This is a genomic window from Azovibrio restrictus DSM 23866 (assembly GCF_000429665.1).
Classification (GTDB): Bacteria; Pseudomonadota; Gammaproteobacteria; order Burkholderiales; family Rhodocyclaceae; genus Azovibrio; species Azovibrio restrictus.
Genome location: NZ_AUCH01000008.1, coordinates 84,941 through 107,889 on the forward strand (window position 1 = coordinate 84,941; position 22,949 = coordinate 107,889).

24 protein-coding genes and 1 riboswitch are annotated in these 22,949 nt (G+C 67.2%); of the genes, 14 read left to right on the plus strand and 10 right to left on the minus strand.

What is annotated here, in order from left to right; translation table 11 throughout:
* Positions 1–2 precede the first annotated feature (2 nt).
* From G474_RS0109695 to G474_RS0109705, 3 genes are all read left to right on the plus strand, one after another.
* Positions 3–449 carry a Smg family protein gene (locus G474_RS0109695; RefSeq protein ID WP_026686797.1) on the plus strand — a complete coding sequence of 149 codons (447 nt, stop codon included), beginning with the start codon at positions 3–5 and terminating at the stop codon, positions 447–449.
* Positions 450–554: 105 nt separating this feature from the next.
* A complete protein-coding gene (locus G474_RS0109700; protein WP_026686798.1) occupies positions 555–3,125 on the plus strand; it encodes a DNA topoisomerase III in 2,571 nt (856 codons plus the stop codon).
* Between the two features lie 298 nt (positions 3,126–3,423).
* The gene (locus G474_RS0109705) at positions 3,424–3,873 is read left to right on the plus strand and encodes a lysozyme inhibitor LprI family protein (RefSeq protein ID WP_026686799.1); all 450 of its coding nucleotides are present in this window, start codon (positions 3,424–3,426) and stop codon (positions 3,871–3,873) included.
* Positions 3,874–3,900: 27 nt separating this feature from the next.
* Here G474_RS0109705 and G474_RS0109710 read toward each other — a convergent pair whose 3' ends face one another.
* Entirely contained in the window at positions 3,901–4,818 is a 918-nt protein-coding gene (locus G474_RS0109710) for a hydrogen peroxide-inducible genes activator (RefSeq protein WP_026686800.1), read from the minus strand.
* Positions 4,815–5,525, minus strand: a complete 711-nt coding sequence (locus tag G474_RS0109715; RefSeq protein WP_026686801.1) for a pseudouridine synthase — start codon at positions 5,523–5,525, stop codon at positions 4,815–4,817. Before G474_RS0109715 ends, G474_RS0109710 begins: the two co-directional genes overlap by 4 nt.
* Positions 5,526–5,589: 64 nt before the next feature.
* On the opposite strand from G474_RS0109715, the gene G474_RS0109720 reads away from it, so the two are divergent.
* The 5 genes from G474_RS0109720 to G474_RS20350 all read left to right on the plus strand — a co-directional run bounded on the left by G474_RS0109720 (position 5,590) and on the right by G474_RS20350 (position 12,010).
* Positions 5,590–6,054: an SRPBCC family protein gene (locus G474_RS0109720; protein WP_026686802.1), complete on the plus strand. Its 465-nt coding sequence runs from the start codon at positions 5,590–5,592 to the stop codon at positions 6,052–6,054.
* A gap of 180 nt (positions 6,055–6,234) precedes the next feature.
* A riboswitch (S-adenosyl-L-homocysteine riboswitch) is annotated at positions 6,235–6,326 on the plus strand.
* 84 nt (positions 6,327–6,410) lie between these two features.
* Complete coding sequence (ahcY, locus tag G474_RS0109725; RefSeq protein WP_043463947.1) at positions 6,411–7,823, plus strand: adenosylhomocysteinase; 1,413 nt, start codon at positions 6,411–6,413, stop codon at positions 7,821–7,823.
* 42 nt (positions 7,824–7,865) lie between these two features.
* Positions 7,866–8,693: a TlyA family RNA methyltransferase gene (locus G474_RS0109730; protein WP_026686804.1), complete on the plus strand. Its 828-nt coding sequence runs from the start codon at positions 7,866–7,868 to the stop codon at positions 8,691–8,693.
* On the plus strand, positions 8,683–9,510 hold the full coding sequence (gene metF, locus G474_RS0109735; RefSeq protein ID WP_026686805.1) for a methylenetetrahydrofolate reductase [NAD(P)H]: 828 nt from the start codon (positions 8,683–8,685) through the stop codon (positions 9,508–9,510). The genes G474_RS0109730 and metF overlap by 11 nt, the downstream gene beginning before the upstream one ends.
* 4 nt (positions 9,511–9,514) lie before the next feature.
* Positions 9,515–12,010 (plus strand): sensor domain-containing protein, encoded by a 2,496-nt coding sequence (locus G474_RS20350; RefSeq protein WP_051282198.1) that lies wholly within the window; start codon positions 9,515–9,517, stop codon positions 12,008–12,010.
* 9 nt (positions 12,011–12,019) lie between these two features.
* Here G474_RS20350 and G474_RS0109745 read toward each other — a convergent pair whose 3' ends face one another.
* The 6 genes from G474_RS0109745 to G474_RS0109770 form a co-directional block, all read right to left on the minus strand.
* Positions 12,020–12,487, minus strand: coding sequence for a DUF2269 family protein (locus G474_RS0109745; protein ID WP_026686806.1), 468 nt, complete (start codon positions 12,485–12,487; stop codon positions 12,020–12,022).
* A complete protein-coding gene (locus tag G474_RS0109750; RefSeq protein ID WP_026686807.1) occupies positions 12,484–13,746 on the minus strand; it encodes an SDR family oxidoreductase in 1,263 nt (420 codons plus the stop codon). The genes G474_RS0109745 and G474_RS0109750 overlap by 4 nt, the downstream gene beginning before the upstream one ends.
* Entirely contained in the window at positions 13,743–14,081 is a 339-nt protein-coding gene (locus tag G474_RS0109755; protein WP_026686808.1) for a hypothetical protein, read from the minus strand. Before G474_RS0109755 ends, G474_RS0109750 begins: the two co-directional genes overlap by 4 nt.
* Positions 14,078–14,509 (minus strand): thiol-disulfide oxidoreductase DCC family protein, encoded by a 432-nt coding sequence (locus G474_RS0109760; protein WP_026686809.1) that lies wholly within the window; start codon positions 14,507–14,509, stop codon positions 14,078–14,080. Before G474_RS0109760 ends, G474_RS0109755 begins: the two co-directional genes overlap by 4 nt.
* A 90-nt stretch (positions 14,510–14,599) precedes the next feature.
* A complete protein-coding gene (locus tag G474_RS0109765; protein WP_026686810.1) occupies positions 14,600–15,124 on the minus strand; it encodes a GbsR/MarR family transcriptional regulator in 525 nt (174 codons plus the stop codon).
* A gap of 50 nt (positions 15,125–15,174) precedes the next feature.
* Entirely contained in the window at positions 15,175–16,074 is a 900-nt protein-coding gene (locus tag G474_RS0109770; protein WP_026686811.1) for a DMT family transporter, read from the minus strand.
* A gap of 100 nt (positions 16,075–16,174) precedes the next feature.
* Between G474_RS0109770 and G474_RS20355 the strand changes: the two genes are divergently transcribed.
* Positions 16,175–17,149: a LysR family transcriptional regulator gene (locus tag G474_RS20355; protein ID WP_051282199.1), complete on the plus strand. Its 975-nt coding sequence runs from the start codon at positions 16,175–16,177 to the stop codon at positions 17,147–17,149.
* Here G474_RS20355 and G474_RS0109780 read toward each other — a convergent pair.
* Both G474_RS0109780 and G474_RS0109785 read right to left on the minus strand, forming a co-directional pair.
* A complete protein-coding gene (locus G474_RS0109780; RefSeq protein WP_026686812.1) occupies positions 17,097–18,641 on the minus strand; it encodes a helicase HerA-like C-terminal domain-containing protein in 1,545 nt (514 codons plus the stop codon). The two genes, G474_RS20355 and G474_RS0109780, sit on opposite strands and share 53 nt — an antisense overlap.
* Before the next feature lie 106 nt (positions 18,642–18,747).
* Entirely contained in the window at positions 18,748–19,083 is a 336-nt protein-coding gene (locus G474_RS0109785; protein WP_051282200.1) for a hypothetical protein, read from the minus strand.
* Positions 19,084–19,231: 148 nt separating this feature from the next.
* Between G474_RS0109785 and G474_RS0109790 the strand changes: the two genes are divergently transcribed.
* The 5 genes from G474_RS0109790 (at position 19,232) to ruvA (ending at position 22,946) form a co-directional block, all read left to right on the plus strand.
* A complete protein-coding gene (locus G474_RS0109790) occupies positions 19,232–19,957 on the plus strand; it encodes a YebC/PmpR family DNA-binding transcriptional regulator (protein WP_026686814.1) in 726 nt (241 codons plus the stop codon).
* A gap of 68 nt (positions 19,958–20,025) precedes the next feature.
* Positions 20,026–20,883 (plus strand): DMT family transporter, encoded by an 858-nt coding sequence (locus tag G474_RS0109795; protein ID WP_026686815.1) that lies wholly within the window; start codon positions 20,026–20,028, stop codon positions 20,881–20,883.
* A complete protein-coding gene (ruvC, locus tag G474_RS0109800; RefSeq protein WP_026686816.1) occupies positions 20,880–21,410 on the plus strand; it encodes a crossover junction endodeoxyribonuclease RuvC in 531 nt (176 codons plus the stop codon). Before G474_RS0109795 ends, ruvC begins: the two co-directional genes overlap by 4 nt.
* 4 nt (positions 21,411–21,414) lie before the next feature.
* Complete coding sequence (locus G474_RS0109805) at positions 21,415–22,362, plus strand: prenyltransferase (protein WP_026686817.1); 948 nt, start codon at positions 21,415–21,417, stop codon at positions 22,360–22,362.
* Positions 22,359–22,946 (plus strand): Holliday junction branch migration protein RuvA, encoded by a 588-nt coding sequence (ruvA, locus tag G474_RS0109810; protein WP_026686818.1) that lies wholly within the window; start codon positions 22,359–22,361, stop codon positions 22,944–22,946. Before G474_RS0109805 ends, ruvA begins: the two co-directional genes overlap by 4 nt.
* Positions 22,947–22,949: the final 3 nt, after the last annotated feature.

Below are 22,949 nucleotides of genomic sequence, written 5' to 3' on the forward strand. Positions count from 1 at the left end.
CTATGATCGACATCCTCGTCTACCTCTTTGAAAACTATTCGGATTTTTCCTCCCACCCGGAGGGGGATTCCCTGGCCCGCAAGCTTTCTGCCGTGGGCTTCGACGAGCTGGAGATCGGGGCCGCCCTGGACTGGCTTGCTGCCCTGCGCCAGAGTCCCGTGCCGGTTTTTGCCAGCCGTGGCCTGCGTATCTTCACCGAGGCGGAGCGGGAGCGCCTGGGAGAAGGCTGTCTGGACTTCCTGATCTTCCTGGAACGGGCCGGGGTCATCGATCCTCCCCTGCGGGAGCTGGTCCTGGACCGCTGCCTGGATCTGCCCGAGGCCCCGGTCTCCCTGGAGCGCTTCAAGGTCATCGTGCTGATGGTGCTGTGGAGCCGGGACCAGGAACTGGACCCCCTGATTGTCGAGGAGCTGCTGGCCGATGCGGCCGAACCCTGCAGCTTCCATTAGCATGTTCCGGGCGGCGCCTTGCGGCGTTCGCCCTTCCCCCCTTATCATCCGACGCACTTTTTCACGGGGCGGCCTTGCGCCGGGCCCATCAATAGGCAAAAGTCCATGGGCAAAAAGCTGATCATTGCCGAAAAACCTTCCGTTGCCGCTGACATCGCCAAGGCCCTGGGCGGTCTGACCAAGCACGACGACTACTTCGAGAATGACGAATACGTCGTCTCCTCGGCCATCGGCCACCTGCTGGAGCTGGCCTGTCCGGAAGAGTACGAGGTCAAGCGGGGCAAATGGTCCTTCACCCATCTGCCGGTGATTCCGCCCCACTTCGCCCTGCGCCCCATCGAGAAGACCGAATCCCGTCTGAAGCTGCTCACCAAGCTGATCAAGCGCAAGGATGTGGATGCCCTGATCAACGCCTGCGACGCGGGCCGCGAAGGGGAGCTGATCTTCAACTACATCGCCCAGCACAGCAAGACCACCAAGCCCATCCAGCGCCTGTGGCTGCAGTCCATGACCCAGCAGGCCATCCGCGACGGCTTCACCCGCCTGCGCAGCGGCGCGGACATGAGCGGCCTGGCCGACGCGGCCGTGTGCCGCTCCGAATCCGACTGGCTGGTGGGCATCAACGGCACCCGGGCCATGACGGCCTTCAACTCCAAGACCGGCGGTTTCCACCTGACCACCGTGGGTCGGGTCCAGACCCCGACCCTGGCCATCGTGGTGGAGCGGGAAAAGAAGATCCGCGAATTCAAGCCCCGTCCCTACTGGGAAGTGGAGGCCAGCTTTGCCGTCCAGGCCGGCGAGTACGCCGGCAAGTGGATAGACGAGAATTTCAAGGGTAAGGAAGACGGGGAAGCCCGGGACGAACACGCCCGGGCCGACCGGATCTGGGACCAGGCCAAGGCCGAAGCCATCCGCGCCGCCTGCGTCGGCCAGGTGGGCGAGGTGAGCGAGGAATCCAAGCCGGAAACCCGCCTCTCGCCGCTGCTCTTCGACCTCACCAGCCTGCAGCGGGAAGCCAACGCCCGCTTCGGCTTCTCTGCCAAGAACACCCTGGGCCTGGCCCAGGCCCTGTACGAAAAGCACAAGGTGCTGACCTATCCCCGGACCGACTCCCGCTATCTGCCGGAAGACTACCTGGGCACGGTCAAGGCCACCCTCTCCATGCTCACCGGCGAAGGCGCCGGCAAGGGCCACGACGAAGTGCTGCTGTCCCGTTACGCCCCCTTTGCCCACCAGGTCCTGGCGCGCAACTGGGTCGTGCCCAACAAGCGCATCTTCAACAACGCCAAGGTGAGCGACCACTTCGCCATCATCCCCACCACCCAGGCGCCCAAGAACCTCTCGGAGCCGGAACAGAAGCTCTACGACTTCGTGGTCAAGCGCTTCCTGGCCGTGTTCTTCCCGGCCGCCGAATACCAGGTCACCACCCGCATCACCCGGGTGGCCAGCCACCCTTTCAAAACCGAGGGCAAGGTGCTGGTGCATCCGGGCTGGCTGGCTGTGTATGGCAAGGAAGGCCAGGAAGGGGAGGAGGGCAACCTGCCCAAGGTGGAAGCCAAGGAAAAGGCGGCCACCGAAGAAGTGAACATCAAGGCCACCGAAACCCGGCCGCCGCCGCGCTACTCGGAAGCCACTCTGCTCTCCGCCATGGAAGGGGCGGGCAAGATGGTGGAGGACGAGGAACTGAAGGCCGCCATGGCCGGGCGCGGTCTGGGCACACCCGCCACCCGGGCCCAGATCATCGAAAACCTGATCGCCGAGCAATACATGCTGCGCGAAGGCCGGGAGCTGATTCCCACCGCCAAGGCCTTCTCCCTGCTCACCCTGTTGAATGGTCTGGGGGTCAACGAACTGACCGCCCCGGAGCTGACCGGCGAATGGGAGTGGAAGCTGGGCCGCATCGAGAAGGGGGAGATGTCCCGCCAGGAATTCATGCAGGAAATCGCCGAGATGACCCGCCTCATCGTCGAGCGGGCCAAGACCTACGATTCCGACACCATTCCCGGCGATTTCGGCATCCTCAAGGCCCCCTGTCCCAAGTGCGGCGGCCTGGTGCGGGAGACCTACAAGAAATTCCAGTGCTCCGACTGCGACTTCGCCCTGTGGAAGATCGTCGCCGGGCGCCAGTTCGAACCCGAGGAGATCGAGACCCTGCTCACCGAGCGGACCATCGGTCCCCTGACCGGCTTCCGCAACAAGATGGGGCGCCCCTTTGCCGCCAGCATGAAGCTGAACGACAAGCACGAAACCGAGTTCGACTTCGGCCAGGGCTCCGCCTCCGACGAGGCCAATGCCGAGCCGGTGGATTTCTCCGGCCAGGAATCCCTGGGCAAGTGCCCCAAGTGCGCCAGCCCGGTGTACGAGCACGGCGCCTCCTATGTCTGCGAAAAATCCGTGGGCCCCAGCAAGTCCTGCGACTTCCGCTCCGGCAAGATCATCCTGCTCCAGCCCATCGAGCGGGGCCAGATGCAGAAGCTGCTGCAGGACGGCCGCACCGACCTGCTGAAGGAATTCGTTTCCTCCCGCACCCGGCGCAAGTTCTCCGCCTTCCTGGTGGTAGGCCCCGAAGGCAAGGTGGGCTTCGAGTTCGAGAAGCGGGAGCCCAAGGCGCCCAAGGCCGGCGCCAAGAAGGCGGCACCGAAGAAGAAGGCCGCCGCGACCGAAGAAGCCAGCTGAGCCCGCCGGCTTTCATCCGGAAGCTGGACCCGAACCGGCAGCCTTGGCTGCCGGTTTTCCATTGATGTGGCCGGGGAGCGAATCTTGATATTCCATATGGTTTTCGGCACGATCCGGGTCTGCTGCCAATTTCCGGCAGTAGCGTCAGGCCATGCCGGGTATTGCCCGGGTAGTTCCATTCCCTCAATTCACCTGGGTGACCGCTAATGCCGATTCCGAACCAAGAGATGGTTGCGCATTTTTTCTTGCGCGGTATGGGAAAGGCCGGGCGCTTCATTGGTACGCCGGATATCCCCAAATGACCAGCCAAACCCTGCTTCTCTGTGTTGTTCTAGCCTTGTCGCCAGGAGGTGCGTTGTGGGCCCAGACAGCTTGTACCGCCGATCCTGCTGACCGGGAGCAGGCCTGTCTCAAGGCCCGGCTGGAAGAGAGTTACCGGGCAATCAGGCAGGCCCAGGAAGATCTGGCCGCGGCGTTTGCGCTATGGGGGCAGGATGCCGTGTTCAAAAACATGCTGAAGAAGTCCCTATCCAGGGCGGAGGAGGATTTCTGGCGCTACCGGGCGAGCCAGTGTGCTTTTGAAGGGGCGTTGCCAGCCCAGGGCTATGACGCGAGGGGGAAAATTGCCCAGCTCAGCTGCGAGATCAGCCTCAATGAGCAACACGCCCGGCAACTGCTGCACGCCCTCGACGCCTACCCTCCCTTCAAGTTCGACCGCATCAACCGCAGCATCGAACTACGCGAATAGACGGCCCGATCAGGCCGGGTGTTGTGCTTACCCGGCGAGGGCCAGGGTGCCTACCGGTGGGGACTGGCAGATGGCCTGGTACAGCACGTCCATGGCCTGGGGCCGGGGGAAGGTGACGCGCCAGGCCAGCACCACGCGCCGGCTGGGGGCCGGGGCCTTGAAGGGGCGGGTGACGAACAGGGGATCGTTGGCGGGCCAGCTGGCGCAGGCGGAGGCGGGCACCACGGCGATGCCGGCGCCGCTGGCGACCATGTGGCGCATGGTTTCCAGGGAGCTGCCTTCCATGGCCTGCTCGATCTTGCCGGGGGTGGTGAGCTGGGGGCAGGCGGAGACCACCTGGTCCCGGAAGCAGTTGCCCTGGCCCAGGATCAGCAGCTGGCTGGGGTCTATCTCTTCCTTGTCCAGCTCGCTCCGGGCGGCCAGGGGATGTTGGGCCGGCAGGGCCACCTGGAAGGGCTCGTCGTAGAGGGCCCGGGTGACGATGCCGGGTTCGTCGAAGGGGGCGGCCACGATGGCGGCGTCCAGCTCCCCGTTCTTCAGGGATTCCGCCAGCCGGTGGGTGAAGTTTTCCTGCAGGTACAGGGGCATCAGCGGCGCCAGCCCGTGCAGGGCCGGGATCAACCGGGGCAGCAGGTAGGGGGCGATGGTGTAGATCACTCCCAGGCGCAGGGGGCCCACCAGGGGGTCCTTGCCGATCTGGGCCAGCTCCTCCACCCGGGAGGCTTCGGCCAGGACTTTCTCCGCCTGGGTGCAGATGCGTTCACCCACGGGGGTCAGGCGGATGTCGCCGGGGGTGCGCTCGAAGAGCAGGACTTCGAGCCGGTCCTCCAGCTTCTTCACCGCCACGGAGAGGGTGGGCTGGCTCACGTGGCAACGCTCGGCGGCTTTGCCGAAGTGTTTTTCCCGGGCCAGGGCAACGATGTAGCGCAGTTCCGTCAGGGTCATGGGCTTTTGCTCCAGAGGCGCTCCAGGTCGGCGGCCTCCAGCCAGCGCCACTGGCCGGGGGGCAGGTCGGCGGGCAGTTCCAGGCCGCCCACGGCGACCCGGCACAGGGCTTCCACCCGGTTGCTGACGGCCGCCAGCATGCGCTTGACCTGGTGATAACGGCCCTCGGTGATGGTGAGCAGCAGGGTGTGGCTGTCCACGATTTCGGCGGCCACGGCATGGGCCGGGTCCGGGTCGTCGTTGAGCATGACGCCGGCCAGCAGGGCCTGACGCTGGGGCTCATCCAGGGGGTGGCGCACGGTGACCCGGTACACCTTGGGGACCTTGCGCTTGGGAGAGGAAAGGCTGTGGATCAGCTGGCCGTCGTCGGTCATGATCAGGAGGCCGGTGGTGTCCTCGTCCAGGCGACCGACGCTCTGGATGTCGCGCTCCACGAACTGTGACGGCAGCAGGGTGTAGATGCCGGGATGGTGCTTGGGCTTGCGGGAGCATTCGTAGCCCGCAGGCTTGTGGAACAGCACCACGGCCTTCTCGAAATAGGGCCATTCCTGCTCATCCACGGTGAACTTGAGGCCGATGGGGTCGATGTCCAGGAACGGGTCTTCGATGACCTGGCCCTGGATGGCGAAGCGGCCGTGACGGACGAGGCTGCGGCAACCCTTGCGGGTACCGAACCCCTGCTGCTGGAGGAGTCGTTCGATCTGCATGCTGCGATGTTACCACCGGGCCGACCGGGTGACAGGTGGCGGCAGGGCAGGCAAAATCCGGCCCATGAACTTCGAACATCTGGTGCAGATCAACGACCCGGCCAATCCCATGCTGGAATCCCTGAGCCGGGAACAACTCTGGCGCGGCCTGTGGCAGCGGGTGGAAAACCCGATGATCTTCCTGCCCGGGCTGGAAACCTGCCACTTCCTGGAGCGGGACGAGCTGGTCCTGGTGCGGCAGCTGGATTTCGGCAATGCCTGCATCCGCGACCGGGTCACCTTCGCCGAGCAGCAATGGCTGCGCTTCGAGATCGAGCCCGGGCCCGGCCATGCGGGGGGCGTCCTCACCATCACACTGGAAGAGCCCCAGCCCGAGACCCTGTTCCTGCGCTTCAACTACAGCACCACCATGGCCCTGGACGGGGAGGATGGCCGTTACGCGGAATACGTGAAATCGGCCTACCGGGAGTCGGATCTGGAAACCGTCAGGGTGATCCGGCTGCTGCTGGCCGAAGGCTCCGTGCAATAAAACCGAATTCCCCGCCGGCCAGGACGTCTGGAGTAAGGCAGGGGCGCTGATCGCCTTGCCGCGTATAACCCGAAGGGTGCGGCTGCTTTGCACCCAAGGGCTTGTTTTTGCTTCCTCCGTGTTCTCCGGGCCGCTGTGGTTCGCATGAGGTTTTCAGGATAAATCCTTTATAATCCCGCCACTTCCGAGGAGCGCTGCGAGGTCGCCCCGATCCCAGGCTCGGAAACCATGGCCGCCAGGCCGTGGCCCAGATTCAACGGCGCTCACCTCTACAACCCTGCCGGGCGCAGGGGGTCAGGTGAGCCCTGCCAGGCATCCCACCCCTCCCCGGCCACAGTCCATCAAGGAGAATTACTGTGGCTGACGCTGTTTGCAACGCTCAAGATTACGTGATCGCCGACCTGGGTCTCGCCGACTGGGGCCGTAAAGAAATCCGCATCGCCGAAACCGAAATGCCGGGTCTGATGGCCATCCGCGAGGAATACGCCAAGACTCAGCCCCTGAAGGGCGCGCGCATCACCGGTTCCCTGCACATGACCATCCAGACCGCGGTGCTGATCGAGACCCTGACCGCCCTGGGTGCCGAAGTGCGCTGGGCTTCCTGCAACATTTTCTCCACCCAGGACCATGCCGCCGCCGCCATCGCTGCCTCCGGCGTGCCGGTGTTCGCCGTCAAGGGTGAATCCCTGACCGACTACTGGGATTACACCCACCGCATCTTCGAGTGGAAGGATGGCGGCTACAGCAACATGATCCTGGACGACGGCGGCGACGCCACCCTGCTGCTGCACCTGGGCGCCCGGGCCGAAAAGGACCTGTCCGTGCTGGACAACCCGGATTGCGAAGAAGCCACCGTGCTGTTCGCCTCCATCAAGGCCAAGCTGAAGACCGACCCCACCTGGTATTCCACCCGCCTGGCCCAGATCAAGGGTGTCACCGAGGAAACCACCACCGGCGTGCATCGCCTGTACCAGATGCATGCCAAGGGCGAGCTGAAGTTCCCCGCCATCAACGTGAACGATTCCGTCACCAAGTCCAAGTTCGACAACCTCTACGGCTGCCGTGAATCCCTGGTGGACGGCATCAAGCGCGCCACCGACGTGATGATTGCCGGCAAGATCGGCGTGGTGCTGGGCTACGGCGACGTGGGCAAAGGCTGCGCCCAGTCCCTGCGCGGCCTCGGCGCCACCGTCTGGGTCACCGAAATCGACCCGATCTGCGCCCTGCAAGCGGCGATGGAAGGCTATCGCGTGGTCACCATGGAAGACGCCGCCACCATGGGCGACATCTTCGTCACCACCACCGGCAACGTGGGCGTCATCACCCATGACCACATGAAGGCGATGAAGAACAACGCCATCGTGTGCAACATCGGCCACTTCGACTCTGAAATCGAAGTCGCCAGCCTGCGCCAGTACACCTGGGAGAACATCAAGCCGCAGGTTGATCACATCATCTTCCCGGACGGCAAGCGCATCATCCTGCTCGCCGAAGGCCGCCTGGTGAACCTCGGCTGCGCCACCGGCCACCCCAGCTTCGTCATGAGCAACTCCTTTGCCAACCAGACCCTGGCCCAGATCGAGCTGTACACCAAGACCGGCGAATACCCGGTGGGCGTCTATGTGCTGCCCAAGCACCTGGATGAAATGGTGGCCCGCCTGCACCTGAAGAAGATCGGCGCCCATCTGACGGTGCTCAGCCAGGCCCAGGCCGACTACATCGGCGTGCCCGTGGAAGGCCCCTACAAGCCTAACCACTACCGCTACTAAGCCGGGCGGGGAGCGTCTTCCCGACGCTCCCCGGTGCTTTCCATGTCCATGAACTCCTTCCACAGCCGCAAGTCCCGGCCCGCTCCGGTGGTTCGGGACAAGGCGCGGCCGGCCCGGCTGGGCCTGCGTCTGGATCAGGCCCTGGTGGACCAGGGTCTGGCGCCTTCCCGCAGCGTCGCCCAGCGGCTGATCGCCAGCGGCGGGGTGAGCTGGGAGGGCCGGGTGCTCTCCAAGCCTTCCCAGGAGGTGCCCGCCGACGCCCGCCTGGAGGTGGTGCCCGACGAGGCGGAGCGCTACGTCTCCCGGGGCGCCCTGAAGCTCGAAGGGGCGCTGCGCTCCAGCGGCGTCCAGCCCCAGGGACTGAACTGTCTGGATGTGGGCCAGTCTACCGGCGGCTTCACCGACTGCCTGCTGCAGGCCGGGGCCGCCCGGGTGGTGGGCGTGGATGTGGGCCACGGGCAACTGCATCCCCGCCTCCAGGCCGATCCCCGGGTGCAGGCCCTGGAAGGCATCAACTGCCGCGCCCTGGACGCAGCCGACCTGGGCGAGGCCATGCCCCCCGGCGGTTTCGACCTGATCGTGGCGGACGTGAGCTTCATTTCCCTGACCCTGATCCTGCCCCGGCTGCCGGCGCTGCTGGCCCCTGCCGGGCAGATGCTGCTGCTGGTGAAGCCCCAGTTCGAAGTGGGGCCCGGCGGCCTTGGCAAGGGCGGCCTGGTGCGCGACCCAGCCCTGTACGCCCAGGTGGAGCAGAAGCTGCGACAATGCTGCGCAGGCCTGCAACTGGAAGTGTCGGGCTGGTTCAACAGCCCCATCACCGGCGGTGACGGCAACCGCGAATTTTTCATCTGGACCCGACATGCAGACTGAACTGTCCATCGAATTCTTTCCCCCCCAGACTCCGGAGGGGGCCGCCAAGCTCCAGGCCGAACGGGCCCGGCTGGCTGAACTCAAGCCCACCTTCTTTTCGGTGACCTACGGCGCCGGCGGTTCCACCCAGGCCCGTACCTTCGCCACCGTCAAGGAAATCGCGGCGGAAGGCCATCAGGCCGCGCCGCATCTGTCCTGTATCGGTTCCACCAAGGCCGGCATGCGGGACATCCTCGCCTACTTCAAGGCCGAGGGCATCCGCCGCATCGTCGCCCTGCGCGGCGACCTGCCCTCGGGCATGGCCGATCCCGGCGAGCTGCGCTACGCCAACGAACTGGTGGAATTCATCCGCGCCGAAACCGGCGACTGGTTCCACCTGGAAGTGGCCGCCTATCCCGAGTGGCACCCCCAGGCCCGGAGCCCCCGGGACGACCTGCAGAACTTCGCCCGCAAGGTGCAGGCCGGGGCCGATTCGGCCATCACCCAGTATTTCTACAACGCCGATGCCTATTTCCATTTCGTGGACGAGGCCCGGGCCCTGGGGGTGGAGATTCCCATCGTCCCCGGCATCATGCCCATCGGCAGTTTTTCCAAGCTGGCCCGCTTCTCGGATGCCTGCGGCGCCGACATCCCCCGCTGGATGCGCAAGAAGTTCGAGAGCTACGGGGATGACGCGGACTCCATCCGCGCCTTCGGCCTGGACGTGGTGACCGAGTTGTGCCAGCGCCTGCTGGCCGGCGGCGCCCCGGGCCTGCATTTCTACTCCATGAACCAGGCCGGGCTGACCACCGAAATCTGGCGGCGTCTGCAAGGCTGATGTCGTGAGCTTCAACCCCATCCCGGATGCGGCCCCCGAGGAACTGGAAGACATCTTCCGGACCCTGGTGGACAACGCCTTCACGGCCATCTACATCATCCAGGATTGGCGTTTTGCCTATGTGAATCCCCGTACGGCCGATTTGCTGGGCTACAGCCGGGCGGAACTGCTGTCCGGGGAAATTCCCCTGGAGCAGCTGGTGGCCGGGGAGGATTGGGAGCTGGTCCAGACCCGCATGCGCCAGCGGCTGGCGGGGGGCGCCCCGGAGGCCCGCTACCGCTTCCGGGTCCGGCGGCGGGATGGCCGGCTCCTGCCGGTGCAGATCTTCAGCTCTTCCATCTGCTTCCGGGGCCGGCCCGCCCTGCTGGCTACCCTCATGGATCTCACCGATCTGCTGCAGATGGAAGCGCATCTGGCGGAACAGCTCCATTTCATGGAGCAGCTCCTGGATGCCATTCCCAGCCCCATCTTCTACAAGGGCATGGATGGCCGCTACCTGGGCTGCAACCAGGCTTTCGCCGAGACCCTGGGGCAGGACAAGGCCGGCATCGTCGGCCGCAGCGTGTACGACCTGGCCCCGGCGGATCTGGCGGCCCGCTACGCGGCGGCGGACCGGGAGCTGCTGCAGGCGGGCGGCACCCAGAGCTATGAAACCCAGGTCCAGTACGCTGACGGCCGGCGTCGGGACATGCATTTCTACAAGGCGGTGTTCCGCCACCAGGACGGGGAACCCGGGGGCCTGGTGGGGGCCATGCTCGACATCACCCGCCTGAAGCGCAAGGAAGCGGCCCTGGAGCTGGCCGAGCGGGTGTTCGACGCGAGCAGCGAGGGCATCCTGATCACCGATGCCGACGGCCGCATCCTGCGCACCAACCGGGCTTTCTGCGACATGACCGGTTACAGCGAGGCGGAAGCCCTGGGCCAGACGCCCGCCTTCATCAAGTCCGGCCGCCACGACATGGCCTTCTACAGCGCCCTGTGGCAGCAGGTGTTCCTGGAGGGGCGCTGGCAGGGGGAAATCTGGAACCGGCGCAAGGACGGGGAAGTCTATCCGGCCTGGCTGTCCATCTCCGCCGCCCGTAACGAGACGGGGCAGATCACCAATTTCATCGGCATCTCCACCGACATCTCGCGGCACAAGGAAGCCGAGGCCCACATCAACCGCCTGGCCTATTTCGACACCCTCACCGGCCTGCCCAACCGGGCCCTGCTCCAGGACCGCCTGGATCAGGCCATCGCCCTGGCCCGGGCCTCCCGCCAGGGGGAGCGGCACGTGGTGGTGATGTTCCTCAACCTGGACCGCTTGAAACACGTCAATGATTCCCTGGGCCATGCCAGCGGCGACCGGGTGATCCAGATCATGGCGGAGCGGCTCACGGGCCTGCTCGGGCCCCAGGTCACCGTGTCCCGCCACGTGGGGGACCAGTTCGCCCTGATCTTCACCGAACTGCCGGGCAGCCGGGCCGCCGCCGCCATGGCCGAGCAGCTGCTGCAGACGGTGCAGGCCCCGGTGGAGCTGGGGGAGCAGCAGTTCTCCCTGACCGCCAGCATCGGCATCAGCCTGTTCCCCGGCGACGGGGAGGATGGCGCCGCCCTGCTGCGCAATGCGGATGCCGCCCTGCACCATGCCAAGCTGGCCAGCCGGGGCAGCTTCCAGTTCTACCGGGACGAGATGAACGCCGCCTCCCTGGAGCGCCTGGTGTTCGAACAAAGCCTGCGCCATGCCCTGGAGCGGGGTGAGCTGGAGCTGTTCTACCAGCCCCAGTTCGAGCTGGAAGGCGGGCAGCTGATCGGCATGGAAGCCCTGTTGCGCTGGCGCCATCCGGACCTGGGCCTGGTGCCGCCGGATCGATTCATCCCCCTGGCCGAGGAAACCGGCTTGATCGTCCCCATCGGCCGCTGGGTGCTGCAGGAAGCCTGCCGCCAGGCCGCGGCCTGGAGCCGCTTGTTCGCGGCGCCCCTGCGCATGGCGGTGAACCTCTCCGCCACCCAGTTCGTGGCCGAGGACCTGGTGGGCGTGGTGCGCCAGGCCCTGGAGCAGTCGGGCCTGCCCCCGGCCCAGCTGGAGCTGGAACTCACCGAATCCACCCTGATGGGCAATGCCGACCAGGCCACCGCCACCCTGCGGGAACTCAAGGGCCTGGGGGTGCTGCTGGCGGTGGATGATTTCGGCACCGGCTATTCCAGCCTCGCCTACCTGCGCCGCTTCCCCCTGGATACCCTGAAGATCGACCGTTCCTTCGTGCTCGACATGGAGCGGGACGCCAACGCCGGCGCCATCACCCAGGCCGTGGTGGCCCTGGGGCGCAGCCTGGGCCTGATCACCGTGGCCGAAGGGGTGGAGACCCAGGCCCAGGAGGCCATCCTGAAAGCGCTGCACTGCACCGTGGGCCAGGGCTATCTGTTCAGCCGTCCCATCCCCGCGGCCGAGCTGGAAAGCGCCATCGGTGCCGGGCGCTGGCCCCTGCCGGCGCTCCCACAGCTCCCCCCGCTCCCCTAGGCCGGTTGCTCAGAAGGGCTTGTTCACCATCAGGTAGAACACCACGGCCATGGCAAAGAAAGCCGGGTAGCCCAGCCACTCCCAGAAGCGCGCATAGCGCCAGTAACGTTCGGGCAGGGGCTGGCCGTCCTGGCGGGCCACCAGGGCCATGTCCCGCAGGCGCAGTTGCAGCCAGACCACCGGCAGCCAGCAGGCGCCGGCCAGCAGGAACAGGGCAATGGAAGTCAGCACCCAGCCGGTGCCCAGGTTCCAGCCCCCCTGCTGCATCAGCCACAGGCCCGAGAGGGGCTGGAAGATCACCGCCGGGGTGGTGAACCAGGTATCGGCCCGCACCACCAGGCGGCTGACCTCGGCGATGGCCTCCACGTTGCGGCTGCGGTTGCAGAAGAACAGGTAGAAGGCGGTGCCGAAGCCGGTGCCCACCATGGCGACGGAAGACAGGATGTGCAGCCACTTGATGATCAGATAGGTGTTCATGGTCTTTGCTCCTCGGCGAGTAGTTGAACGAGCAGGGCCGCCACCGCCAGGTTCTTCAGGATGGGGCCGAAGGGGTGCAGCAGGAATGCCGGCAGCTGCCAGGCAATGAGGATCGTGTAGGCGCCCACCAGGGCCAGCTGTGCCCACCACAGGCGCCGTCCGGGGCGCAGCAGGGTCAGGAGGCCCAGCCCGGCATCGAGCAGGGTGGCGCTCCCCAGCACGGCCAGGGCCAGGCTGCCCTGGAGGCCGAAGGGGGCGAGCAGGGCGAGGCTGTCCTGGAGCGGGTAGAGCCCGGCGGACAACAGGGCGGTGCTGAGCCAGATGGCCGCCAGCACGCCGCGCAGCAGCAGGGGCCGCCAGCAGGCCAGGGATTGCTGCAGCAGCTGGGGCGCGGCGGCGGCCGGGGCAAAGGCTTCCGGGTCCCGCAGGGGCCGGCCCAGCAGGGCGGTGGCCGGGGCCGGGTCCCCCAGGTTGCCGGCGGCGAGCATGCGCCAGCTGTCGGCAGAGAGCAGGGAGCCGGGAAAGAACCCCGCCACCCGGGCCGCCAGGGGCATCAGCCATGCGGGCAGGGGCAGGCAGGGGGCGCTGGCGAGTCCCTGCAGGCGCCGGTAGGTCTGCAGCCAGTCCCGGTAACTCAGGGCCCGGGGGCCGGGCAGTTCCAGCACCCGGGTGGGGCCGGGGGGCTGTTCCAGGCAGGCGAGCACCGCGGCGGCCAGATCATCCACATGCACCGGCTGCACCGGGCCGGCGCCCCCGGGCAGGGCCAGCAGCGGCAGGCTGGCCAGGGCCAGGAAGAAGCGGCTGGAGGCCCCGTCCGGGGCGAACACCAGGCCCGGGCGCAGCACCGTGGCGCCCTGGGGCAGGGCCGCGATCAAGGCGGCGTCGGCGGCCCGCTTGCTGGCCAGGTAGGGGGGCAGGCCGGCTGCATCTCCCTGGCCCAGGGCGGAAATCTGCACCACCCGGGTGATGCCGGCCCGGGCGCAGGCGGCGAACAGAGCCGCCGGTGCCTGGTGATGGATGCGCAGGTAATCCCCGGCCCGGGTCTCGCGCAGGATGCCCACGGCGTTGATCACCGCGTCGATGCTCGCCAGGCGGGGCAGCCAGGCTTCCGGACTCAGGTCGCAGCGGTAATCCAGGGCCAGGTCCCCGGGCAGGCGAGGTCTATGCACGCCGCGCACCACCCGGTGACCGGCCGCCTCCAGTTGCCGGCCCAGGTGGCGGCCGAGCATGCCGTCGGCGCCGCAGAGCAGGATGTTCATGATCTTTCCTCCCGGTCCTTGGGAATTTGGCGCCAGAGCACCCAGGCCACCACCGTGAGCACGATCAGCAGACCATTGACGGTGATGCTGGCCATGGCGTGCAGGGTATCCAGCCCGTCCGCCAGGGAGCGCCAGCCATCGGCCCGCATCAGGGCCAGGGCCGTGGGCCCGAGCATCAGGAACAGCTGCACCAGGCGCACCCAGATTCCGGCCCGTTCGACGCTGCCGCACAGCTCCGTGAGCAGGCGCTCCAGGGTGGGGTTCAGGTAGCGGGCCACCAGGAAGCCGGCCAGGGGCGGCAGGGTCAGGGCCAGGAGCAGCAGGGAGGCTTTCATGATCCGCTCCCCGGGCGTTGGCAGACGTCCCCGTCGCAGACCGGGGTGAGGCGGGCGAAGATGCCCCCGAAGCGGCGCGACAACTGCACCCGGTGGCGGGCGAAGCAGCGATAGGACGCTTCCGTGATGCAGGCGAGTCCGGGCCAGCGGGTCGGGGCCACCAGCCAGCCCAGGCCGTTGGCGGCCAGGGCCAGGCGGAACACTTCCGGCCCCTCGACGATGCGGCCGTCAGCCCGTCGGGCGGTGATGCGGGCCAGCAGTTCCGCCTTGCTGCGGCCGTAGGGAGTGGGGTCGAAATCGGCGCCGCTGATGTCGATGAAGCGCAGGCGGCCGTGCCGGTCGTGGCGCCGCAGATGGGCCACGTCGAAGCGGCAGATGGCGCATTCCCCGTCGTAGAGGAATTCCATGGGATAGGCCTGGGTGTCCATGTTCCGTCCTTTCTATCTGTAATTTCAGTAAAAACAGAAATAACTGCTGCCAAAAAAGGGCGGCAAGGCCGCCCCGCCGGGAGTGCCGGGCTATTCGCCCCGCACCAGATTACGAATCTTCGCGCCCATCTTGAGCACCTTCATCAGGGTCTCCGGGTCCTGGCGCAGCATTTCGTCGGCCCACACCGTGAGCACCCGGATGAACTCCCGGGTCTCCTCGATGCGCTTGCGGACTCCGGGACTCTCCTTGTCCAGCTCCGGGCTGGCCAGGCATTCGCCCAGCACCGCCAGGGTGGGCTCCACCTCCCGCTGCTTCCTGCCCTCGACGATCAGCTTGAACAGTTCCCAGACATCCTTGGACGTCTCGAAATGGTCGCGCCGGTCCCCCAGCACATGCACCACCCGCACCAGCTTCCAGGAGAGCAGCTCCTTGAGGCTGTTGCTGACGTTGGAGCGGGCCACCGACAGGGTGTCCACGATCTCGTCCGCGGCCATGGGCTGCTCGGCCAGGTAGAGCAGGGCGTGAATCTGGGCCACGGTGCGATTGACGCCCCAGCGGGCCCCCATTTCCCCCCAGTGGAGGATGAAGCGTTCGGTGACAGGTGTGAGTTCCATGGCGTGACTATAGATGTTCACAAATTTCTGTCAAGACAGAAATTTGTGAACTATCGCTTCAGGCTCACCAGCAGCACCCCGGCCAGCACCAGGCCGGCGCCCAGCATCTGGTGCAGGGACAGGGTTTCCCCCAGCCACCACCAGCCGAAGAAGATGGTGGCCATGGGGCCGATGGTGCCGATCAGCACCGAGCGGGAGGCGCCGATGCGGCGGATCGCCGCCGACTGCATGAACACCGGCAGGATGGTGGAAAACACCGCCATGGCCGCGCCCAGACCATAGACCTGCCAGGGCAGGATCAGGGCCTCCAGGGGCTGGCTCAGGGCGAAATGGGCCAGGGTGCCGGTGGTGGACACCAGCATGCACAGGGCGGTGAAGCGGGCGCTGCCCAGGCGGGCGATCATGGGGCCGCTGCCGCTCAGATACACCGCGTAGGTGAGGCTGGAGGCGAACACCAGTCCCGCGCCCAGCCAGACCGCATGCCCTTCGGCGGCCAGATCCAGGTCGTGGGCGAAGGCCAAGCCGATGCCGGCGTAGGAGAGCAGGATGGCCCCCAGCTCCCGCCGCTGCAGGGGGCGCTTGAACACCAGCACGGCGATCAGCACCGTCAGGGTCGGGTAGGTGTACAGGATCAGCCGCTCCAGGGCTGCGGTGATGTACTGGAGCCCGAGGAAATCCAGGATGCTGGCCCCGTAATAGCCGGCCAGACCCAGGCCGGTGAGGATCAGCCAATCGCGCCGGGTGAGGGGCGGCGCCGCCTTGCTGGAATGCCAGCCCACCCAGGCGAACACCGGCAGGGAGAGCAGCATGCGGATGGCGAGCAGGGTGACGGCGCTCACGGGCCAGGCATAGGCCAGCTTGACGAAGATGGCCTTGAGGGAAAAACCCAGGGCGGCCAGGAGGGCGAGCAGGATGCCGAAACGTTCGGCGGCGGGGTTGGGCTGGCCCATGGACGGCTCCATTGTGCAGAGGCGCCCATTAGGCCTGGGGCGCAAGCCCGCCACAATTGCTAAGATGCCACTCCTGCGTTCGTCAGAAACGAAACCTCCCATGTCCCTGCGTTACGACCTCACCGACCTGAGCCTGTTTGTCGCCATTGCCGAAGCGGGCAACCTGACCCGTGCCGCAGAGCGGGTGCATCTGGCACCATCCTCGGCCAGCCACCGGCTCAAGCTGCTGGAGGAAAGCCTGGGCACATCCCTGTTCGAGCGCCGGGCCCGGGGGCTCAGCCCCACCCCGGCGGGTCAGGCCCTGCTGCGGCACGCCCGCCAGGTGTTCGCCCGGCTCGAACAGATGCACGCGGAACTGGCCCCCTTCGCCCGGGGCGTGCGGGGCCAAGTCAGCCTATGGGCCAACACCCATGCCACCCACACCTTCCTGCCCGACGACCTAGCGGAATTCCTGCGCGCCCATCCCCAGGTCAGCGTCAGCCTGGAAGAACACACCAGTCCGGACATCGTCCAGGCGGTGGCCAAGGGGGAAGTGGAACTGGGGGTGGTGGCCGAGTCCCCGGGGGAATCGGTGCTGGAAGCCGGGGTGCGGCTGCTGCCCTACCGGCAGGACCGGCTGGTGCTGGTGGTGCCCGCCGCCCATGCCCTGGCGGTGCGGGCCGGGGTCCGCTTCGCCGAGACCCTGGACTATCCCTTCGTGATGCTGCACGCGGGCTCAGCCATCCACCGCTTCACCCTGCAGGCGGCAGCCACCCTGGGGCGGCCCCTGGACGTGCGCATCCAGGTGCGCAGTTTCGACGCCGTGTGCCGCATGGTGGGGGCCGGGGTGGGCATCGGCCTGGTGCCCCGCTCGGCCCTGGCCGGCCTCAGTCTGCGGGAACCGCCGGGGCTGGTGGAGCTGGACGAGCCCTGGGCCCGCCGGGACCTGCAGCTCTGCGTCCGGGACGAGGCCGCCCTCTCGGGCTTCGCCCGGGAGCTGCTGACGGCCCTGGCGGCGGCGGGGCAGCGCCCGCCCGCCGCGCTCAGCGACGCCGGGAGCTGCCGCCTAGGATGGAGCCCAGCACCCCGCGGATGATTTCCCGGCCCACCTGGGAGCCTATGGCCCGGGCGGCGGATTTGGCCAGGGCCTCCACCACGCCTTCCCGGCTGCTGCTGCGCCGGGAGCCGGAGGCGGGGCTGCCGCCGCCGAACAGGTCGCCCAGGCCATCGAGCATGCCGCCCGGCTTGTCCGGGTCGGCGGGGGCCTGGGGCGTTTGCTGCTTGCTCTGGGTCGAGGTCGGGGCTGCGGCGGCGGCCTGGCCCTTGAGCTTTTCGTAGGCGGATTCCCGGTCCAGGGCCTGTTCGTAATGGCCGTAGAGCAGGGAGCCCTTGATGGCGGCTGCGCGTTCGGCCGCGTCCAGGGGCCCGATGCGGGAGGCAGGCGGCAGGATGAAGGCCCGTTCCACCATGGTGGGCCGGCCCTTTTCATCCAGGAAGGAAACCAGGGCCTCGCCCACCCCCAGCTCGGTGATGGCCGTGGCCGCGTCGAAGGCCGGGTTGGCGCGCAGGGTTTCGGCGGCGGTCTTGACCGCCTTTTGATCCCGGGGGGTGAAGGCACGCAGGGCGTGCTGGACCCGGTTGCCGAGCTGGCCCAGCACCGTGTCGGGCACGTCCAGGGGGTTCTGGCTGACGAAGTAGACGCCTACCCCCTTGGAGCGGATCAGCCGCACCACCTGCTCGATCTTCTCCAGGAGCGCCGCCGGCGCCTCGTTGAAGAGCAGGTGGGCCTCGTCGAAGAAGAACACCAGCTTGGGCTTCTCCAGGTCCCCGGCTTCCGGCAGCTGCTCGAACAGCTCCGAGAGCATCCAGAGCAGGAAGGTGGAGTAAAGCCGGGAGGACTGCATCAACTTTTCCGCCGCCAGCACGTTGATGACGCCGCGCCCGTCCGCGTCGGTCTGCATCAGGTCGTTGATGTCGAGCATGGGCTCGCCGAAAAACAGGTCGCCGCCCTGTTCCTCCAGGGTCAGCAGGTTGCGCTGGATGGCGCCGATGGAGGCGGCCGAAACGTTACCGTATTCGGTGGTGAAATCCTTGGCGTTCTCGCCCACGTGCTGGACCATGGCGCGCAGGTCCTTCAGGTCCAGGAGCAGCAGGCCCTGGTCGTCGGCGATCTTGAACACCAGTTGCAGGACGCCGGCCTGGGTGTCGTTCAGGTTGAGGAGCCGGGCCAGCAGGATCGGGCCCATGTCCGAGATGGTGGCCCGCACCGGATGGCCGCTCGTGCCGAACACATCCCAGAACACCGTGGTGCAGGCTTTGGGCTGCCAGTCTTCCACCCCCAGGGATTTGAGCCGTTCCTCCAGCTTGGGGGAGGGCCGGCCCGGGGCGCCCAGACCCGACAGGTCCCCCTTCACGTCGGCCATGAACACGGGCACGCCGATGTTGGCGAAGCGCTCGGCCAGCACCTGCAGGGTGATGGTCTTGCCGGTGCCGGTGGCGCCGGTGATCAGGCCGTGGCGGTTGGCCAGGGCGGGCAGCAGGGCGATGTCCAGGTCCTGGTGCCTGGCGACGACGAGGGGAGCGGTCATGGGCGTCTCTTCGGGAATAAGGAATGCCGGGGATTCTACCAACCCCGGTTGTACGGAAGATGGGTCGTGGCGTTTCCCTCTGTCGGTTTCGCGACAGGCCGGGGCCTCAGGCCGGCGGGTTGTGCACCGCGCTCAGGACTTCCGAGACGTACTCCCCCCGGGCGGTGGAATTGTTTTCCTGCTGGTGGGTTGCGCACCAGGCGGCGAACTGTTCCGGGTCGATCTGGCACTCCAGGGCCATCACGCCGGAGCGCTGGAAATTGCGCCGGGCCGCCACGGCCATGGCTTTCCACTTCTCGAAGCTGTCTTCGAAGCACTCCGGATCGGTGGCCGTGGCCTTGACCTGGGCCCAGGTTTCCGGGGTGTACCAGGTCACGCCGATCACCAGTTGCTGGCTGCGCTTCTTGGCCTTCAGGCTTTGGTACAGGGTGGGTTTTCTCATGGTGGAGGGAATTCCGCAGGGGAAAAAGGCGGGGCTCAAGCAACAAGCGCACCCGGGACGCTCCCCGGCGGCCCCACGATGGCCTGACGAGAAGCCCGGCGGCGGGTAAAATCCCGCTTTCTTTGTTTAATTCAACCAGGGAACCACCATGGCCGGACACAGTAAATGGGCCAATATCCAGCACCGTAAAGGTCGCCAGGACGAGAAGCGCGGCGCCGCCTTCTCCAAGATTGCCAAGGAAATCACCGTGGCCGCCAAGATGGGCGGCGGCGACATCAGCTTCAACCCGCGCCTGCGCGTCGCGGTGGACAAGGCCAAGGGCGTGAACATGCCCAAGGACAAGATCGACACCGCCATCAAGAAGGGCACCGGGGAACTGGAAGGTGTCGATTACGTGGAGGTCCGCTACGAGGGTTACGGTATCGGCGGTGCTGCGGTGATGGTGGATTGCCTCACCGACAACAAGACCCGCACCGTGGCCGAAGTGCGCCACGCCTTCAACAAGTACGGCGGCAACATGGGCACCGACGGCTGCGTGGCCTTCCAGTTCAAGCACTGCGGCCAGATGCTGTTCGCCCCCGGCACCGACGAAGCCGCCCTGATGGACGCGGCCATCGAAGCCGGCGCCGAGGATGTGGCGACCAATGACGATGGTTCCATCGAGGTGATCACCGCCCCCACCGACTTCATCGCCGTCAAGGACGCCCTGGAAGCCGCCGGCTTCAAGCCCGAGTTTGCCGAGGTGACCATGAAGCCGGAAGGCGAAAGCGAACTGGCCGGCGACGACGCGGTGCGCATGCAGAAGCTCCTGGACGCCCTGGAAGGCCTGGACGACGTGCAGGAGATCTACACCACTGCGGTGATGGACGAGTGATGTCCGCAAGGACTCCCCGCAGGGCGGCGCTTGGCGCCGCCTTTGTTTTTTCTGGCGGGAGCTGCTGAATGCAAGCCCTGTTGCCCCTCCTGTTCGTCTTCCTCTGGAGCACCGGCTTCGTCGGGGCCAAGTTCGGCCTGCCCTATGCGGAGCCTCTGACCTTCCTGCTCTGCCGCTATGCCCTGGTGGTCACCCTGATGCTGGTGATCGTCGGCCTGACCCGGGCGCCCTGGCCCCGGGAGCCGCGCCAGTGGCTGCATATCGGTGTCTCCGGGGTGCTGGTGCATGGTTTTTACCTGGCCGGGGTGTTCATGGCCATCCGGCACGGTCTGCCGGCCGGGCTGACGGCCCTGGTGGTGGGCATGCAGCCCCTGCTTACCGCCCTGGCTGCCGGCGGTCTGCTCGGCGAAAAGGTGGTGCCGCGCCAGTGGCTGGGCCTGGGCCTGGGCTTTGTCGGGGTGGGGCTGGTGGTATCCCACAAGCTGGGGGATGGCCTGGGGGCCCTGTCCAGCCAGTTCCTGCCGGCCCTGGTGGCCCTGCTCGGGATTACCGTCGGCACCCTGTACCAGAAGCGTTTCTGCGCCCGTTTCGACCTGCGTACCGGGGCGGTGCTGCAGTTCGTCCCGGCGGCCCTGCTCACCCTGCCGGTGGCCCTGGCGACGGAAACCATGGTGGTCCAGTGGAGCGGGGAATTCCTGTTCGCCCTGTTCTGGCTAGTGCTGGTGCTGTCCATCGGCGCCATCAGCCTGCTCAACATCCTGATCCGCCAGGGCAGCGCCGTGCATGTGGCCCGGCTCTTCTACCTGACGCCGCCCACCACGGCCTTGATTGCCTGGGCCCTGTTCGGCGAGACCCTGGGGGTCCTGGCCCTGGTGGGCATGGGGCTGGCGGTGGCCGGGGTGTATCTGGCCCGGGGCCAGGCATGACGCGGATCCTGGGCATAGATCCGGGGCTGCGGGTGACCGGCTTCGGGGTGATCGAGAAGGCGGGCAACCAGCTCAGCTACGTGGCCAGCGGCTGCATCAAGTCCAAGGAGCAGGACAGCCTGCCCCAGCGCATCGCCACCCTGTTCAAGGGCATCAGCGAGGTGATCGCCACCTACCAGCCGGATGAGGCGGCGGTGGAAATCGTGTTCGTGAACGTCAATCCCCAATCCACCCTGCTCCTGGGCCAGGCCCGGGGCGCCGCCCTGTCGGCCCTGGTGCACGGCGGGCTGCCGGTGGCGGAATACACGGCCCTGCAGGTGAAGCAGGCGGTGGTGGGGCACGGCAAGGCGGCCAAGGAACAGGTGCAGCACATGGTGGTGCGGCTCCTCAACCTGGGCGGCACGCCGACGGCCGATGCGGCCGACGCCCTGGCCTGCGCCATCTGCCATGCCCACGGGGGCCTGGGCGGCATGGCCGGGCTGGGCAAGGGCGCCTATCGCGTCCGTAACGGTCGCCTGATAGGATGATGCCATGCAGAGCGCCGAACCTACCCTGAACAGCTTTTCCAATCCCGTTGCCAAGTACCTGGCGGCGACCCGGCCCGCCTTCCTCAGCGTCACCCTGGTGGCCTGCCTGATCGGCCTGGCCACGGCCCATTTCAGCGGCTTGCCGCTGCAGCTGGACAAGGCCCTGGTGACCATCTTCTTCGCCCTGGTGGCCCACGCCGGGGTGAATGTGATCAACGACTACTACGATGCCTTGAACGGCTCCGATGCCGCCAACCAGGAGCGAGTCTTTCCCTTCACCGGCGGCAGCCGCTTCATCCAGAACGGCCTCCTCAGCCTGCGCGGCGCCGCCTGGTTCGGTTATGCCCTGCTGGCGGCGGTGATTCCCGCCGGCCTCTGGCTGATGCAGGTTTCCAGCGCCGAGCTGTTCTGGGTCGGCCTGGCCGGCCTAGGGGTGGGCTGGGCCTATTCGGCGCCGCCCTTCAAGCTCATGTCCCGGGGGTTGGGAGAACTGGCCATCGTGGCCGGCTGGCTGCTGGTGGTGGTCGGCACCGACCTGGTCCAGCGCGGCAGCGTCGCCCTGCTGCCCTGGCTGGCCGGGCTGCCCTACGCCCTGCTGGTGGCCAACATCCTTTACATCAATCAATTCCCCGACCTGAAGGCCGATGCCTGCGCCGGCAAGCGCACCCTGGTGGTGCGCCTGGGGCCCGGGGAGGCCCGCTGGGGCTACCTGGGCGTGGCCACCCTGGCCTACGGGCTGATCCTGTTCATGGTGGGGCGCAGCCTGCTGCCCATCTACGCGGCGGCGGGGGCCTTTGCCCTGCCGTTTTCCTTCCATGCGGCCCGGCAACTGCTGGCCCATGCCTGTCATCCGGCCCTGCTGGTGCCCGCCATCAAGCTCTCCATCCTGGCGGCCAACCTGGGCGGCCTGCTCCTGGCCGCCGGCCTCTTTTTTGCGACGCCCTCCCCATGATCGGACGCCTTAGTGGCCGCCTGGCCGAAAAAAATCCCCCCCAGCTGCTGATCGACGTGGGCGGCGTCGGCTACGAGGTGGATGTGCCCATGAGCACCTTCTACAACCTGCCGCCCCTGGGCGAGCCGGTGACCCTGTTGATCCACCATGCGGTGCGGGAGGACGGGCACTTCCTCTACGGTTTCGGCAGCGCCGGGGAGCGCGCCGCCTTCCGGCAGCTGCTGAAGATTTCCGGGGTCGGGGCCCGCATCGCCCTGGCCGTGCTGTCCGGCCTCTCGGTGGATGATCTGGCCAGCGCCGTGGCGCGCCAGGAGGCGGGCCGGCTCACCAAGGTTCCCGGGATCGGCAAGAAAACCGCCGAGCGGCTGCTGCTGGAACTGAAGGGCAAGCTGCCCGAGGTCGGGGGCGGCGCCCCCCTGGCGGCCGGCAGCGCCCCGGGGGCGCCCGACGACGACGTGCTCAACGCCCTGCTGGCCCTGGGGTACAACGAGAAGGAAGCCCAGGGCGCCATCAAGGCCCTGGCGCCGGGCCTGTCCACTTCCGAAGGCATTCGCCAGGCCCTCAAGTCCCTGGCCCGGTTCTGAACC